Origin of the sequence: Roseicella aerolata, assembly GCF_020523605.1 — a bacterium.
GTDB lineage: Bacteria > Pseudomonadota > Alphaproteobacteria > Acetobacterales > Acetobacteraceae > Paracraurococcus > Paracraurococcus aerolatus.
The window spans coordinates 61,973-76,877 of the sequence record NZ_JAJAQI010000003.1 but is presented as its reverse complement, the minus strand read 5'-3'; the positions used below and the strand labels follow the sequence as shown (position 1 = coordinate 76,877).

Here is a 14,905-nt window from a genome sequence, read left to right as displayed (position 1 = left end):
GGCGCGCCTGGCGCCGCCGCGGCCAGGGCGGTGGCCCGGGTAGGAGCCGCGCCTCATGCCTGCAGGAAGGCCAGCCGGTCGTCCTCCAGCACCAGGCAGGTCAGCTCCCGCCCGAAGACCGCGCCGGTGTCGATGCCGATGCGGTTGGCCTTCACCACCGGGCCGCGCGTCGGCGAATGGCCATGCACCACCACGGCGCCGAAATCCGCCTCCGAGTTCAGGAAGCTGTGACGGATGCGCAGCAGGTCGTCCGGCGACTGCGCCTCCAGCGGCAGGCCCGGCCGCAGCCCGGCATGGACGAAGAGATAGCCGCCAAGGCGGTGATGCAGCGCGAGGCCCCGGAGGAACTCGAGATGCGCCACCGGGATGCCCGCCGCCCAGAGCGACGGGTCGCCATCCGCATCGAGCCCCCAGCTCGCCAGCGCCTCCCGCCCCCCGCAGATCCGCCAGTCCGTGATCGAGGCCCGCTCGCCCGCCAGCGAATCCAGCATGGTGCGCTCATGGTTGCCCATGAGGTTCACCATCGGCACGCCCGGCAGCGGCGAGCCGGCGGCCAGCCGCGCCACCACTCCGGCGCTGTCCGGCCCGCGATCCACATAGTCGCCGAGATGGAGCAGCAGCGGCTCGGCCACCGGCCGCGCCCGGAGATCCGCCGCGACCCTGGCATGCAGCGTCGCCAGCCGGTCATCGCAGCCATGGACATCGCCGATGGCATAGACGCGGTGGCCGGGGGGCAGGGTGGCGGGTGCGGGCTGGAATTCGGGCATCGCGCCGGATGATCCCCCGGCCCGCGCGTCTGGCCAAGCCCGGTCGGGCATGGCAGGAATTCCGGCGAAGCATGAGGAGGAAACGATGCTCGAGATCGACTCCATCGCCGACCTGCCGAACCATGTCGGCAAGAAGCTCGGCACCAGCGACTGGCTCGTGGTGGACCAGCGGATGATCGACCAGTTCGCCGAGGCGACCGGCGACCACCAGTGGATCCATGTGGATGTGGAGCGGGCGAAGAAGGAGATGCCGGGCGGCAAGACCATTGCCCATGGCTATCTCACCCTCTCCCTTTTGCCGAAGCTGAACCAGGGCATCTTCCGCGTGAAGAAGCGGAGCCGGGGCGTCAATTACGGCTCCAACAAGGTGCGCTTCACCGCGCCGGTGCCGGCGGGGGCGCGCGTGCGCGGGCACCTGACGCTCAAGAATGTCGAGACAATCGAGGGCGGCGCCCGGCTGACCATGGAATCGACGGTGGAGGTCGAGGGCAGCGAGCGGCCGGCGCTGGTCGCGGAGACGCTGTCGCTGATCTACGAATAACCAGCAACGAGGGGGCCTCGCCCCCTCGCGCTTCCCCGCCAGGGGATTGAGCGCCAAAGGCGCTCATCCGCCCCCTGGACCCGGCCTTGGGCTACGCCGCAGCGGACGCGATCGTGAACTTCCGCACCGCATCCTGGTCCAGCGCGATCCCGAAGCCGGGCCGGTCGGGCACCGCCAGCATCCCATCCTTCGGCCGCGGCGCATCGGGCAGCAGATGCGGCCAGAGCGGGTCGCGCGCCGGATCGGCGAAGCACTCCACACAGATCCCGTGCGGGATCGCCGCCAGCATATGCGCCGCGATCTGCGGCTCCTCATGATGCGCCATGCGCACATCCACCAGGGCGCAGGCCGCCGCGGCGCGGCGCCATTCGGTGATGCCGCCGGCCTCGGAGGCGTCGAAATTCACGATGTCCACCGCCCCGGCATCCAGCAGCCGCCGGACGCCATGCGCGCTGTATTCGCTCTGCCCGGCATTGACCGGGATGCGCGTCGCGCGCCGCACCTCCGCCATGCCGCGCGCCTCGTCATACCAGTGGCAGGGTTCCTCGAACCAGGCGATCGGCCACTCCTCGATCAGCCGGGCGAAGCGGATGGCATCGGCCGTGCTCCAGCCGCGATTGGCATCCACTGCGATCAGGAAGCCCTCCCCCGCCCCGTCCAGCGCGGCCCGCACGCGCTCGGCATCCTGCTCGGGCGAGAGGCCGCCGACCTTCACCTTGCAGCCGCCCATCCCCCAGGCGCGCAGCTGCTCCATCTCCTTCGCCAGGTCGAGCAGCGTCTTGCCTTCGGCGTAATAGCCGCCAATGGAGATGATCGGCAGTTCGGACCGGTACCCGCCCAGCAACTGCCGCACCGAAAGCCCCGCCCGCTTGCCCAGCAGGTCCCAGACCGCCGTGTCCACGCAGGCGATCGCCTCCATGGCCAGCTTGCGGTCGCGGTTGGGAATGGTGATGGCATGCGCCTTCCGCCAGAGGCGTTCATAGGCGGTCGCGTCCTCGCCCAGGATCAGCGGCGCGATCTCCCCGGTGATGAGGCGGACGATCTCCGCGCCATGCTCCCGGTTGTCGCCGTTATAGACCTCGCTCACCAGCCCGTCCGAGGTGCGGAGGCGGGTGATGACGGCGCAGCGCGTCGTCATGGCATAGACGCTGCCCGCGAAGCGCCGCGGCAGGGGTATCTCGATGGCGATGGCCTCGATCCGCTCGATGCGCATGGCGCTTGTCCCGTTTCCGTCCCTGGCCCGGGGCAGATCGCCGGAGGGCTTCGCGGCGCTGCCGCGAATGGACCCGGAGGCGTGAATCCGCTCCGCAACTGCGCTAGCCTCGCCGCCAATCACGGCAGGAACAAGGGGGAGGACGCCATGGCCGAGGCAGTGAGCCTGCGCGAACGGGTGAAGGAGCCGCCCTCCGCCATGCTGGTCGAGAGCTACTACCGCCCGGCCGTCGCCCGCGCCCAGGCCCAGGTCTTCGACCACGAGATGTGGGCCCATTGCGCCCATGGGCTGATGCTGGAGCGCCAGGGGATCGTGGGGCGGGAGGCGATTGCCGCCTGCCTGCGCGTGGTGCTGGAGATGTCGGCGCAGGGGCCGGAGAGCGTGCCGGTCGATCACCGCGCGGAGGATCTCTACTCCTATGTCGAGAAGCGGATCGTCCAGGCCCTCGGCCCCGATACCGGCGGGCGGCTGCATACCGGGCGCAGCAGGAACGACCTGAACGCCACCACCTGGCGCATGGCGCTGCGCACGCAGTTGCTGGACGCGCAGCGCGCCCTGCTCGGGCTGCGCGGCACGCTGCTGCGCCTGGCCGGGGAGCATGCCGGGGTGGTGATGCCGGGCTACACCCACACCCAGCACGCGCAGCCCGTCACCTTCGGCTACTGGCTGCTTTCGGCCGCCGATGTGCTGGCGCGGGACCAGGCCCGCCTGGCCGGCGCGCTGGCGCATGCGGATCTCTGCCCGCTCGGCGCCGGGGCGCTCACCACCACCGCCTTCCCGCTTGACCGCGGCCTCGCCGCGGAACTGCTCGGTTTTCCGGCGCCGCTCGAGATCGCCTATGATGCCGTCTCCTCCCGCGACGATGCGCTGGAGGCGGGCGCGGCGCTGGCGGTGCTGGCGACCTTCCTGTCGCGCCTCGCCACCGACCTGATGGCCTGGTCCACCTGGGAATACGGTTTCCTGGAACTGGCGGACCGGCATTGCGCCGTCTCCTCCATCATGCCGCAGAAGAAGAACCCGGCGGCGCTGGAGCATGTCCGCGCCGCCGCCGGGATGGTGCAGGGCGCGCTCGCCGCCGCGCTGGGCTGCACGAAGAACACCGCCTTCGCCGATGTGAACGATGCCGTGACGGCGGTGAACGAGCCCATCCTCGATGCCGCGACCCGCACCCGCCGCATCCTCGCGCTGATGGAAGAGGTCTTCGCCGGCCTCACCCTGCGGCCCGAACCTATGGCGCGTGCCGCGGCCGAGGGTTTCGGCACCGCGACCGAGCTTGCCGATGTCATCGTGCGGGAAAGCGGCCTGTCCTTCCGCATGGCGCATAACGTGGTTGCGCTGGTGGTGCGGGAGGCGCTGGAGGCCGGCCGCAGCGCCGAGACGCTCCGCGGCGCCGATCTCGACCGGGCGGCGGAGGCGCTCTTCGGCAGGCCGCTCGGCATCCCCGAGGAAGCGGTGGCGCAGGCGCTCGATCCGGCGGCGAATATCCGTGCCCGCACCGTGCAGGGCGGCCCGGCGCCGGCCGAGATGGCGAGGATGCTGGAGGCCCGGAGCGGCGCCCTGGTGCGGGATGCGGCGGCGGCAGAAGGCATCGCCCGGCGCGTCGCAGCGGCGCGCGACCGCTGCTTCGCCCTGGCGCGGGAACTGGCGGGGTGACGGCCCTGATTGCGCCACGAAGCCGCCGCACTATCTCATGGATGCAGTTGCTGGCCGCGCCCGGCGCGGCCCCGGAGGCCCCGCCCATGTCGATCCGTCGCGCCGCCTGTCTCGCCGCCGCGCTCGGCCTCGCCGTCGCGCTCGCCCCGGCCGATGCGGCCGCCCATGGCCGGCGCGGGGGTGGGGTGGGCTTCGGCATCACCTTCGGCCCGCCCGCGCCCTACTACTACGCGCCGCGCCCCTATGGTTACTGGGGGCCGCCGGCCTGGCTGCCGCCGCCGGTCGTCTATGCCCCGCCGCCGGTGATCTACGCGCCCCCTCCGGTGGTCTATGCCCCGCCGGCGCCGAGCTGGATCGTGCCGCCGGCCGGCTATGTGCCGCCGCAGGCAGGCTATATCCCGCCGGCCCCGGCGCAGCCGCTCAGCTCCGGCGGGGGCGGGCTGAAGAAGAACTGGTAGGAGGGCTGGCGGGCCGCATCCGGCCCGCCATGGCCTGCACCGGGTGCCTCACGCGGCCAGCGGGGCGGAGCGGCGCAGGCCGCTGTATTCCAGCTCCGCCAGCAGCGCGACGACCAGCGCCTGCGCCACCACGAAGGCGCCGCCGAGGGCCGTGGGCGCGACCCAGCCCGAGACCAGCAGCAGCACGCTGTCCAGCGCCCAGAGCGCGTTGCCGATGATGACCGCCCAGAAGAGCAGCCTGGGTGAGGCCCGGCGCCACGCCAGCACCGCGACCAGCGCGGCGAAGGCCAGCAGGAAAAGTCCGACCTCCCGCAGCATGATGCCGGGCAGGCCGAACCAGCGGGCGAGCGGCGTGGCCGCCAGGGCGAGCAGCAGCCCCATGGCAAGGCAGCTCAGCGCATCCGCCCAGAGCACGCGGCGAAGGAAGGCGGAGGGGATGATCCGTTCCATGGCACTCACTCCCCCTTCGGCGCGAAGTCGATGAAGCCCGTGACGGCAGCGAGGCGGCCATCCCCCGCGACCACTGCCATGTCCGTCCCGCCCGCGACCGGCGCCGCCCCTTCCGGCCCCAGATCCCAGGCGAAGCGAAGCCGGTCATGGTGCGCATCGGCGCCGCCGCGGCGGCGGAAGCGCAGGTCGGGGAATTGCTGCCGCGCCGCGGCGATCAGCGCGTCGATGCCGGCCTGGCCCTCGCCCTGCAGCATCGGGTCGCAATAGGTGGCGGCTTCGGTGAAGGTAGCGGCGATCAGGTCGCGCCGGCGCGCTGCATCACCCTCGTTCCAGCAGGCGATATAGCGGTCGATGATGACGTCATGCATCGGGTCTCTCCTGCGTTGCGCGGCGGCACCTGTCCGCCGACGCAGGCAGGATCACCCGTCGCGCGGCGCGGAATCGATGACGTCGGGGGTCATGGCGGCAGGCTGCTCACCAAGTCGTGGCGCGCCATGCCGGATGCGCGGCCTTTCGCCGTCGAAGGACAGCGGCATGGCGACCAGGGAGAAATCCTCGCCCGGCACGGGCTGGAGCATCTCCATGGCCGCGGTCTGCGGCTCCGCCAGCACCTCCGGGATGCTGTTCACGGGGGAACAGGGCACGCCCGCCGCCACCAGCGCCTCCGCCAGCGCGGCGCGTGGCCGGGCGCGCAGCAGCGCGGCGATCCCGGGCAGCAGCGCATCCTTGTTCGCCAGCCGCGCGCGGTTGGTGGCGAAGCGCGGATCCTGCGGCCAGTCCGGGCGGCCGAGCACCTCGGCGAATTTCCGGAACAGCCGGTCATTGCCACAGCAGACCAGCAGCGGGCCATCGGCGCAGTCGAAGGCCTGATAGGGGACGAAATTCGGATGGCCGGAGGCGTGGCGCTCCGGCAGCTTGCCCTGGTTCACATAGGCGCTGATCTTCTGCCCCGCCCAGAGCAGCGCCGTCTCGAACAGGGAGGTGTTCACCACGCAGCCGCGGCCGGTGCGGGCGCGCTGCTGCAGGGCCGCGAGCGCGCCGATGACCGTCCACATGCCGGTGCCCTGGTCCACCACGCTGGCGCCCATCCGCACCGGCGGCCCCTCCGGCTCGCCGGTGATGGAGGAGAGGCCGGCGAAGGCCTGGAACAGCGGCTCATAGCCCGGGCGATGCGCCAGCGGCCCCTTGTGGCCGAAGGCGCCCATGGCGCAGTAGATCAGCCGCGGGTGCCGCGCCGTGACCTCCGCCGGGCCGATGCCGAGCGCCTCCGCCACGCCGGGGCGAAGGTTGTGGATCAGGATATCGGCCTCCCGCAGCAGCGCGTGCAGCGCCTCGACCCCCGCGGGGGTTTTCAGGTCGAGCGTGACGCTCTGCTTGCCGCGGTTGAACTCGTGGAAGTTCAGCGCATCGCCATGCCGGAAGGCGGGGCCCATCTGGCGGGCATCGTCGCCGCCATCGGGCTTCTCCACCTTCACCACCTCGGCGCCCAGATCGGCGAGGATGGCGCCGGCGAAGGGTCCGGCCAGCACCTGGCCGAGTTCCACGACCTGGATGCCGGCCAGGATGCCGGTCATGACGCGGGCAGGATCGTGCCCCGGCACTCGCCGAAGCCGATGGGCACGAAGCCGTCGCGCTGTGCCCGGGCGCGGAAGATCACCGTGTCACCATCCTCCAGGAAGCGCCGTTCCTCGCCATTCGGCAGGATCACCGGCTTGCGCCCGCCAAGCGTGATCTCCAGCAGCGCGCCGAAGCCGTCCTCGGTGGGGGAGGAGATGGTGCCGCTGCCGAAGAGATCGCCCGGCTGCAGGTTGCAGCCATTGCAGGAATGGTGCGCGACCATCTGCGCGAAGGTCCAGTAGAGATGGCTGGTGTTGGAGAGCGAGAGGCGGAAGGGCCCGCCCTGCTTCGTCTGCAACAGCACCTCCACCGCCAGGTCCAGTGCGCCCCGTGCCTGGTCCTGCTCGTCCCAGAGATAGTCCAGCGGTTTCGGATCGCCTTCCGGGCGCGGCGGCTGGGCGATGCGGAAGGGTTCCAGCGCCTCGGGCGTGATGACCCAGGGGCTGATGGAGGTGGCGAAATTCTTGGCCAGGAACGGGCCGAGCGGCTGCGCCTCCCAGCCCTGGATATCGCGCGCCGACCAGTCGTTCAGCAGGCAGAAGCCGGCGATGTGCTCGGCGGCCCGTCCGATCGGGATCGGCTCCCCCTGCGCATTGCCGGTGCTGATCCAGATGCCGAATTCCATCTCGTGGTCGAGATTGCGGCTGGGGCCGTAGGACGGCACCGTCTCCTTGGCCGGCTTGCGCTGGCCCTTCGGCCGCCGCACCGCGGTGCCGGAGACGCGCACGGAGGAAGCGCGGCCGTGATAGGCTACCGGAACATATTTGTAGTTCGGCAGCAGCGGGTTGTCCGGGCGGAACTGCTTGCCGGCATTGGTCGCGTGATGGATGCCGGCGAAGAAATCCGTGTAGTCGCCGATGCGCGCCGGCAGGTGCAGGGTGCAGTCGGCGGCGTCGTAGAGGTTGGGCCGCAGCGCGGCTTCCTGCGCACTGCCCTCCGCGAGCAGGTCGGACAAAGCCGCGCGCAGCGCCCGGCGCGGCCCGGCACCGAGGGCGAAGAATGCGTTCAGCGCATCGCCCGCCGCCGCTTCCGCCGCGCTGCAGGCATCGCCCGGCAGCAGATGCGCCACCGCACCGAGATCGAGGATGCTGTCGCCGATTGCCACGCCGCCGCGCGCCTCGCCGCCCTTCGGGCTGAACACGCCGAGCGGCAGGTTCTGGACCGGAAAATCGGCATGCCCGTTAGCGGAGGCGACGAAGCTGCGCCGCTTCGGGTCGTGGGTCGCGTCCATCTTGCTCTCCTCCTCAGCGGGCCCGCGCCGGCAGGCGCCGCGCGCGCATCCTATCGCACCCGAGCGAGCAACCTGCGGGCCCGCTCGACGACAGGCAGGTCGATCATCGCGCCCTCGAAGGCGACGGCGCCCTCGCCCCGGGCCAGCGCTTCCTCGAAGGCCGCGATCAGCCGGCGGGCGCGGTCCGCCTCGGCCGGCGGCACGCCGTATTCCTCGTTGATGATCGGCACATGCGCGGGGTGGATGCAGGCGGCGCAGGCGAAGCCGAGCCTGCGGGAGCGCTGCAGGGAGGCCCGGTAGCCCTCGAGGTCGCGGAAATCGGCGAAGGCGCCGACGCTGCCGAGCGGCAGGATGCCGGCGCCGCGCGCCGCCGCCACCACCATCATGCCGAAATGGTAGAGCAGGTCGGCGCCCGGCACCGCTTCCAACTCGGTCGAGAGATCCTCCGAGCCCACGCCGAGCGCCGCCATGCGCGGATCGGCGGCGGCGATGGCAGCAAGATGCGGCAGGGCCTGCGGCGTCTCCACGATGGCGATGAAGCGCGTGCGGCCGATGGGCAGGCCGAGCGCCGCCTCGCGCGCGCCGACGACCTCGGAGAGCAGCCGGATATGCTCCGGCCCCATCACCTTCGGCAGCATCAACGCCGTCACCTGCGGCATGACGGCGGCTGCGATGTCCGGCACGGCAAGCTCGAGCGGCCGGTTGATGCGCACCGCGACCTCCGCGCCGGCCTGGCCCACCGTTGCCGCCGCCGCCGGCAGCGCATCGCGCGCCGCCTGCTTCTCGGTCGGCGGGATGCTGTCCTCGAGGTCGAGGATGATGACATCAGCGCCGCGGCTATGCGCCTTGGCGACGAAGCGCTCCGCGGTCGCGGGGACGAAGAGCAGGGAGCGCCAGTTGGGCAGCGTCATGGGTCGGGTCCTCATTGGGCAGCACCGGTTTCGCGCATCGCGGCGATCTCCTCCGCGCTGTAGCCGGCTTCCATCAGGATTTCATCGGTATGGGCACCGGGGCGCGGGGCGGGCAGCACCTCCGCCCGCATCCCGCCGCCGAAGGTGACGGGCGTGCGGGTGCGGCGGATGCGGCCTTCGGTCGGGTGCTCGTCGAACTGCCAGAAGCCGACATCCCGCAGGTGCGGATCCTCCAGCAGATCGTCGATGCGGTTGTAGCGTGCCGCCGGCACATCCGCGGCGGCGAAAATCTCCAGCCACTCGGCAGTGGTCCTCTGCGCCAGGCCCTCCACGCGCACCCGGAAATACTCGGCGGCGTTCTCGGTGCGGGCGATCGGGGTGTCGAAGCGCGGATCCTCCTTCAGCTCCGGCCGGCCGATGGCGTCGAAGAAGGCGAAGGCCTGCGGGTTGCTGTTGGGCTGGACGGTGATGTAGCCGTCCTTCGTCGGCAAAGGGCGGTAGTCGGGGCTCAGCAGCCGGGCATCGCCGGTCGGCCCCTCCGGCGGGTCGAAGGTGGCGGCGCCGAGATGCTCCGACGTGACGAAGCTTGCCGCCACCTCGAACATCGGCACCTCGATCGCCTCCCCCACCCCCGTCTTCTCGCGGCGGTAGAGGGCGAAGCCGATCGCCTGGGCCGCGACCAGGCCGGTGATGTGGTCGGTCATCACCATGGGCACGAAGCGCGGCTCCCCGGTCGCGCGCTCGAAGGTGCCGGCGACGCCGGAGAGGGACTGGATGACCGGATCATAGGCGGGGCGGCCGGCATAGCGCCCACCCTCCCCGAAGGCGACGATGCCGCAATGGATCAGCCGTGGATTCAGCGGCACGAGCGAGGCGGGATCGAGCCCCGCTCGCTTCAGCCCGGCGGGCCGGACATTCGAGACGAAGACATCGGCGCCGGCGATCAACCGCCGCAGCGCCTCGAGCCCTGCCGGCTGCTTGATGTCGAGGGTGATGGCGCGCTTGTTGCGGTTGAAGTTGATGAATTTGCCGGACATGGAGGGCGTGCGGCTGCCGGCGGCGAGGGTGCGCAGGATGTCGCCGTCCGGCGCCTCCACCTTGATCACCTCCGCCCCCTGGTCGGCCAGGGTGCGCGTGCAGATCGGCCCGACGACCACCGTCGTCAGGTCCACCACCCTGACCCCCTCGAGTGGTCCACCTGCCATTACGCGAACTCGCAATCGAGCTGGGCGCAGAGATGGCCGTCCTTGTCCTGCACCCAGGCCATCATCCTGCCATCCCGCGGCGCATGGCCGCAGAGGGTGATGGTGTCCCCGACATAGATCGGTCGCGTCAGGCGCGCGCTGAAGCCGCGCAGCGTGCCGGGCGTGTGCGCGACCGCCGCATCCAGCAGCAGTTGCATGGTCAGGCCCCCATTCTGCACGGTGTTGGGGTAGCCTTCCTCCTGCCGGGAGTAGTCCGCATCGTAATGGATGCGGTGGGCGTTCCAGGTGACGGCGGAATAGCGGAAGACCAGCGGCGCGCTCAGATGCTTCTCCACGCGCCAGGCTGCGTCCGTGGGCGCCGGCACGGGCGCGCCAGTGCCGCTCTTCTCGCCGGGCTTCACCGCCTCCCGGTAGATGGCGTCGAATTCGTCCACCGCGATCACCTGCCTGCCGCGGCGGCCAAGGGCGCGAATGGTGTGGCGCATGGTCAGCACCGTGATGAAGCCGGTGCGCGCCTGCTTCGGCAGGATGGCGGCGACCTCCGCCGTCTTGCTCGCCACCTCGCCGACACGGAGGCTGTCATGGATCGTCACGCGCCGACCCGCGCCCATGCGCCGCGGCAGCGGGATGGGCGGCAGGAAGACGCCGGGCTTCGGGTGGCCGTCCGGGCCGATCTCGCTCTGCCGCGCCACATCGGCGAAGAACAGGGTGAACCAGTGCGGCGGCAGCAGGTCGCCGTTGCGGAAGGCGCCGGGGTCCAGGTCCAGCATGCCGGCGATGCGGCGCACGGCGGAGAGGCCGACCTCCTCCTCCACCACGCGGCTGCGGCCGATCCAGGATTGCAGTTCGGGGCTCAGCGTCTCGGACATGGCGGTGATCCTATGGGGAAACCGGGTTCGGGGCCGCCCCCGGCCATTCGGCCAGCAGGGCTTGCATGATGCGGTCCAGATCCGCGCCGCCATTGTAGCCATGGACGCTGAAGCGGATCCGGCCGCGGCCGTTCCAGGCCCAGACGCCGCGGCAGGCCAGCGCCTCGGTCAGCGCCGCCGCCCGGGGATGGGCGATGCAGATGCTGGCGCCGTGGCGGGCGGGATCGGCGGGCGTGGTGCTGGGGATGCCGGCCTCCGCCAGGCGCGCCTGCAGCGCCGTGGTCAGCGCCTGCACATGCGCCTGCACCTCGGCCGCCGCGTATTGCCCGAGGTAATCGAGCGCCGAGCCCAGGACATAAACCGCGGCATGCGCCGGGTTGCCGCGGGTGAAGCGCATGGCGTCCGGCCGCAGCCGCAACCCGGCGGCATAGTCCGGCCGCGCCATGCCCTCGATCGAATGCCACCCCGCCGTGCTGGGCGCCCAGCCCGGCTGGCGCTTGCGGTTCCAATAGGCGATGGCGGTGCCGGTCATGCCGAGCAGCCATTTGTAGGTGGCGGCGAAGGCGAAATCGGCGAGATCGGCCCGGATCGGCAGGTAACCCGCGGCCTGGGTGTGGTCCACCACCAGCAGCGCGCCGACGCTGTCGGCCAGGCGCCGGATTGCCCCCAGGTCGTAGCGCGTGCCGGTCAGGTAGGAGACGTGGGAGACGGCGATCAGTCGCGTCCGCGCATCCGCCGCGGCCGCCAGCGCCGCCGGGTCGTCGGCGCGCGCCGTCCGCAATTCCACCCCGCGCCGCATGGCGAAGGGCGCGACCACCGAGGGATACTCGTCCGGGTCCACGACGACATTGTCGCCCTCCCGCCAGTCGAGGCTCTCGACCAGCAGGGAGACGCCCTCGGCGACGGAGGAGACGAAGCCGATATCCCCGCGCTCCACGCCCCAGGATGCCGCGACCAGGTCGCGGGCGCGGTCCAGTTCCGCCTCCTGCGCCTGCCGCCCGGCCGGGCCCGCGCTCTTGTCCTCGGCATAGCGCGCCAGCGCCGCGTCGTGCCGGCGGAGGAAGGCGGTCTCCCCGCCGGCGCAGACATGGGTGATGCCGGGCGGCAGGCGGAATTCGGCGGGGTCGAAGAGCGGGCGCATCGTCACCTTCCGGCCGGCTGCAGCATCAGGGCGAAGCCCGGGATGTAGGTCGTCAGGAAGAGCACGACGAGCATCAGCAGGATCATCGGCCAGATGGCGCGGGCGATGCGCCCCAGCGACAGCCCGCTGATCGCCATGCCGATGAAGAGGCAGTAGCCGATGGGCGGCGCCGCCATCCCGATCGCGACATTGGTCACGATGATGGCACCGAAATGGATCGGGTCCACGCCGAAGCGGTTGGCGATGGCGATCAGCATCGGGCCCAGGATCACCATGATGGCGATCTCGTCCATTACCGCCGCCAGCAGGAAGAAGGCGAGGTTGAGGGAGGCCAGCGCCAGCCAGCGCTGCTCCACATTCTCCGCCATCCACTGGGCGAAGCGCGTGGCGATCTGCTCCTGCGCCACCAGGATGCCGAAGCCGGCCGAGACGGCGATGATGGCGCAGACGATGGCGCTGGTCTTCATCGCCCGGGCGAAGATCGCCGGCAGCGCCGCGGGTTTCAATTGCCGCTCGATGAACAGCCCGACCAGCAGGGCATAGACGCAGGAAATGGCCGCCGCCTCGGTCGGCGTGAAGACGCCGCCATAGATGCCGCCGAGCACCAGCACGGGCGAGGCGAGCGCCCATTTGCCCTGGTGGAAGGCGGCCCAGGTCTCCGCCAGGGAGGCACGCGGCAGGCGCGGCACGCCGTTGCGGCGCGCATGCACCCAGCAGATCACCAGCAGCCCGAGCGCCAGCGCCAGCCCCGGCACGATGCCCGAGAGGAAGAGCCGGCCGATCGACTGCTCCGCCACGATCCCCCAGATGACGAAGGCGATGGAGGGCGGGATGAGCGGACCCAGAACGCCGGCCGAGACCGCGATGCTGGCGGCGAAGCCGCGGTCATAGCCCGCCTGCACCATGGCCGGGATCAGGATGGCGCCGATCGCCGCCGTGGTCGCGGGCGCGCTGCCGGAGATGGCCGAGAAGACCAGCGCCGCCAGCACCGCCACCATGGCGAGGCCGCCCGTCCGGTGCCGCACCAGCGTGCCCGCCAGATCGACCAGCCGCCGCGAAAGCCCCCCTGCCGTCATCAATTCGCCCGCCAGCATGAAGAGCGGGATGGCGAGCAGGCTGAATTGCTGGCTGCCGCTGATCACCGCCTGGGCCAGGAAGGCGGGCTCGATATCCGCCAGCAGCAGCGCGGCGGTGACCGCCAGCGCGATGGCGATGGCGAAGGGGAAGCCGAGCAGGACCAGCCCGGCGAAGCCCGCGGTCAGGCACCAGGCAGTGACGCTCATGCCGCCGGCGGCTCCTCGACAGGCAGTGCGCCACCGGGGCGCAGCGCGCGTTCCAGCCCGAACAGCGCCATCAGCGCGCCCGCGACCGGCGCCAGCGCGTTCAGGATCTCGATGGGGTAGCCGATGGCGGCCGAAACGCTGCCCGCGGTGATGTCGAGGAAGCGCCAGCCGGACCAGGCGAGGAAGAGCCCGAGCGCCGCCGTCACCGCATCCGTCAGCCGCTCCGCCAGGATGCGGCCGCCGCGCGGCAGGCGTTCCGGCAGCAGGGTCAGCCGGACATGCCAGCCCTCATGCACGCCGAGCGCGAGGCCGCCGAGCACGGTCCAGGAGAAGAGCAGCACGGCCAGTTCCTCGGACCAGCTCGGCGTGTCGCCGAAGACGTAGCGCATCACCACCTGGTAGGTGATGGCGGCCAGCATCAGCGCGGCGGCGAGGCCGATGCTCGCGCGCGTCAGCCAGGCCGCGCCGCGCGCCAGCGGTCCGAGGACCGGCACCTACTGCACCGCCGCCAGCGCGTCCCGGATGATGTCGGCGCCGATCTGGCCCTTGAAGCTCTCGTACATCGGCATGACGCCGCGGCGGAAGGCGGCCTTGTCCGGCACCTCGTTCACCTGCATGCCGTTGCGCTTCAGGTTATCCAGGAACACGGCCTGGGCCTTGGCATTGGCCGCGCGCTGCTCCTTCGTCGCCTCGGCGCCCGCCTCGGTCACCGCCGCCTTCAGGTCCGCCGGCAGCCGGTCGAAGCTGCGCCTGGCGATCAGCAGGCCGATCATGGAGTAGATATGGCCGGTCAGGGACAGGTACTTCGTCACCTCGTGGTACTTGTTCTGGTCGATGATGCCGAGCGGGATCTCAAGCCCGTCGATCGCGCCCTGCTGCACGGCGGTGAAGGTCTCGCCCCAGGCCATCGGCACCGCATTGCCGCCGAGGCTGCGGTACATCTCGATATAGATCGGGCTCTGCAGCACGCGGAACTTGATGCCCCGCAGGTCCGCCGGCGTCACGACCGGGCGGACATTGTTGATCATGTGGCGGAAGCCGCCTTCCATGTAGCCGAGCGGGATGACACCCTTCGCTTCCAGCCGTTGCCGGAGCTGCGCGCCCACCGGCCCGTCCAGCACCGCATGCGCCTGCGCCTCCGAGCTGAAGAGGAAGGGCATGTCGTTCACCTGGAAGGCCGGCTCGATCTGCGCGATCACGGCATTGGTGATGACGCCCATATCAACGGTACCGAGCCGCATGCCGTCCAGCATCGGGCGCTCGTCGCCGATGGCGCGGTTGGGGTAGAGCTGCACCTCGATCCGGTCGCCCACGCGCGCGGCCAGCGCCTTCTGGAAGGCGCGGGCGCCGACGGCATAGGGGTCCTGCGCCCCGTCGCCGCTGGTCCAGCCGAGGCGCAGCACGGTCCTGCCCTGAGCGCGCAGCAGGGCGGGCGCGAGGCCGGCGAGGAAGGCCGCGGCGCCGAGGCCGCGACGGGTCAGGCTGGTCATCGGGTCGTTTCTCCCATGGCCGGCTTGTCGCCGGCGCGTGCCGCCGATCATAGAGGCCCGCGACAGCGCAACAAGC

At 71.3% G+C, this 14,905-nt stretch carries 16 protein-coding genes; 3 read left to right on the top strand and 13 right to left on the bottom strand.

The annotated features are described in order from the left end of the window. Nucleotides 1–53 precede the first annotated feature (53 nt). Nucleotides 54–767 carry a metallophosphoesterase family protein gene (locus tag LHA35_RS02880; protein ID WP_226604241.1) on the bottom strand — a complete coding sequence of 238 codons (714 nt, stop codon included), beginning with the start codon at nt 765–767 and terminating at the stop codon, nt 54–56. Nucleotides 768–852: 85 nt separating this feature from the next. Here LHA35_RS02880 and LHA35_RS02875 point away from each other — a divergent pair, with 85 nt between their 5' ends. Continuing rightward, the gene (locus tag LHA35_RS02875) at nt 853–1,308 is read left to right on the top strand and encodes a MaoC family dehydratase (protein ID WP_226604239.1); all 456 of its coding nucleotides are present in this window, start codon (nt 853–855) and stop codon (nt 1,306–1,308) included. A 91-nt stretch (nt 1,309–1,399) separates the two neighbouring features. On the opposite strand, the gene LHA35_RS02870 is transcribed toward LHA35_RS02875, so the two are convergent. Beyond that, nucleotides 1,400–2,521 carry a mandelate racemase/muconate lactonizing enzyme family protein gene (locus LHA35_RS02870; protein ID WP_226604236.1) on the bottom strand — a complete coding sequence of 374 codons (1,122 nt, stop codon included), beginning with the start codon at nt 2,519–2,521 and terminating at the stop codon, nt 1,400–1,402. Nucleotides 2,522–2,668: 147 nt separating this feature from the next. On the opposite strand from LHA35_RS02870, the gene argH reads away from it, so the two are divergent. Beyond that, complete coding sequence (argH, locus tag LHA35_RS02865) at nt 2,669–4,174, top strand: argininosuccinate lyase (protein WP_226604235.1); 1,506 nt, start codon at nt 2,669–2,671, stop codon at nt 4,172–4,174. A gap of 86 nt (nt 4,175–4,260) precedes the next feature. Further along, nucleotides 4,261–4,632 carry a hypothetical protein gene (locus LHA35_RS02860; protein WP_226604232.1) on the top strand — a complete coding sequence of 124 codons (372 nt, stop codon included), beginning with the start codon at nt 4,261–4,263 and terminating at the stop codon, nt 4,630–4,632. 48 nt (nt 4,633–4,680) lie between these two features. Here the strand turns inward: LHA35_RS02860 and LHA35_RS02855 are convergent, their stop codons facing one another. The 11 genes from LHA35_RS02855 to LHA35_RS02805 are packed head-to-tail and all read right to left on the bottom strand — an operon-like array spanning nt 4,681 to nt 14,829. After that, the gene (locus LHA35_RS02855; RefSeq protein WP_226604230.1) at nt 4,681–5,082 is read right to left on the bottom strand and encodes a hypothetical protein; all 402 of its coding nucleotides are present in this window, start codon (nt 5,080–5,082) and stop codon (nt 4,681–4,683) included. Between the two features lie 5 nt (nt 5,083–5,087). Beyond that, on the bottom strand, nt 5,088–5,450 hold the full coding sequence (locus tag LHA35_RS02850; RefSeq protein WP_226604228.1) for a nuclear transport factor 2 family protein: 363 nt from the start codon (nt 5,448–5,450) through the stop codon (nt 5,088–5,090). A gap of 51 nt (nt 5,451–5,501) precedes the next feature. Further along, entirely contained in the window at nt 5,502–6,656 is a 1,155-nt protein-coding gene (locus LHA35_RS02845) for a CaiB/BaiF CoA transferase family protein (RefSeq protein ID WP_226604225.1), read from the bottom strand. Then, nucleotides 6,653–7,930, bottom strand: coding sequence for a fumarylacetoacetase (fahA, locus tag LHA35_RS02840; RefSeq protein WP_226604221.1), 1,278 nt, complete (start codon nt 7,928–7,930; stop codon nt 6,653–6,655). Before fahA ends, LHA35_RS02845 begins: the two co-directional genes overlap by 4 nt. 50 nt (nt 7,931–7,980) lie before the next feature. Continuing rightward, nucleotides 7,981–8,841: an HpcH/HpaI aldolase/citrate lyase family protein gene (locus tag LHA35_RS02835; RefSeq protein ID WP_226604218.1), complete on the bottom strand. Its 861-nt coding sequence runs from the start codon at nt 8,839–8,841 to the stop codon at nt 7,981–7,983. 11 nt (nt 8,842–8,852) lie between these two features. Further along, complete coding sequence (locus LHA35_RS02830) at nt 8,853–10,046, bottom strand: CaiB/BaiF CoA transferase family protein (RefSeq protein ID WP_226604215.1); 1,194 nt, start codon at nt 10,044–10,046, stop codon at nt 8,853–8,855. Beyond that, nucleotides 10,046–10,915, bottom strand: coding sequence for a hypothetical protein (locus LHA35_RS02825; RefSeq protein WP_226604213.1), 870 nt, complete (start codon nt 10,913–10,915; stop codon nt 10,046–10,048). The genes LHA35_RS02830 and LHA35_RS02825 overlap by 1 nt, the downstream gene beginning before the upstream one ends. 10 nt (nt 10,916–10,925) lie before the next feature. Continuing rightward, nucleotides 10,926–12,056, bottom strand: coding sequence for an aminotransferase class V-fold PLP-dependent enzyme (locus LHA35_RS02820; protein WP_226604640.1), 1,131 nt, complete (start codon nt 12,054–12,056; stop codon nt 10,926–10,928). A 2-nt stretch (nt 12,057–12,058) separates the two neighbouring features. Continuing rightward, nucleotides 12,059–13,339 carry a TRAP transporter large permease gene (locus tag LHA35_RS02815; protein ID WP_226604211.1) on the bottom strand — a complete coding sequence of 427 codons (1,281 nt, stop codon included), beginning with the start codon at nt 13,337–13,339 and terminating at the stop codon, nt 12,059–12,061. Next, complete coding sequence (locus tag LHA35_RS02810) at nt 13,336–13,833, bottom strand: TRAP transporter small permease (protein WP_226604208.1); 498 nt, start codon at nt 13,831–13,833, stop codon at nt 13,336–13,338. Before LHA35_RS02810 ends, LHA35_RS02815 begins: the two co-directional genes overlap by 4 nt. Beyond that, nucleotides 13,834–14,829: a TRAP transporter substrate-binding protein gene (locus LHA35_RS02805; protein ID WP_226604206.1), complete on the bottom strand. Its 996-nt coding sequence runs from the start codon at nt 14,827–14,829 to the stop codon at nt 13,834–13,836. It abuts the gene before it with no gap. Between the last annotated feature and the right edge of the window lie 76 nt (nt 14,830–14,905).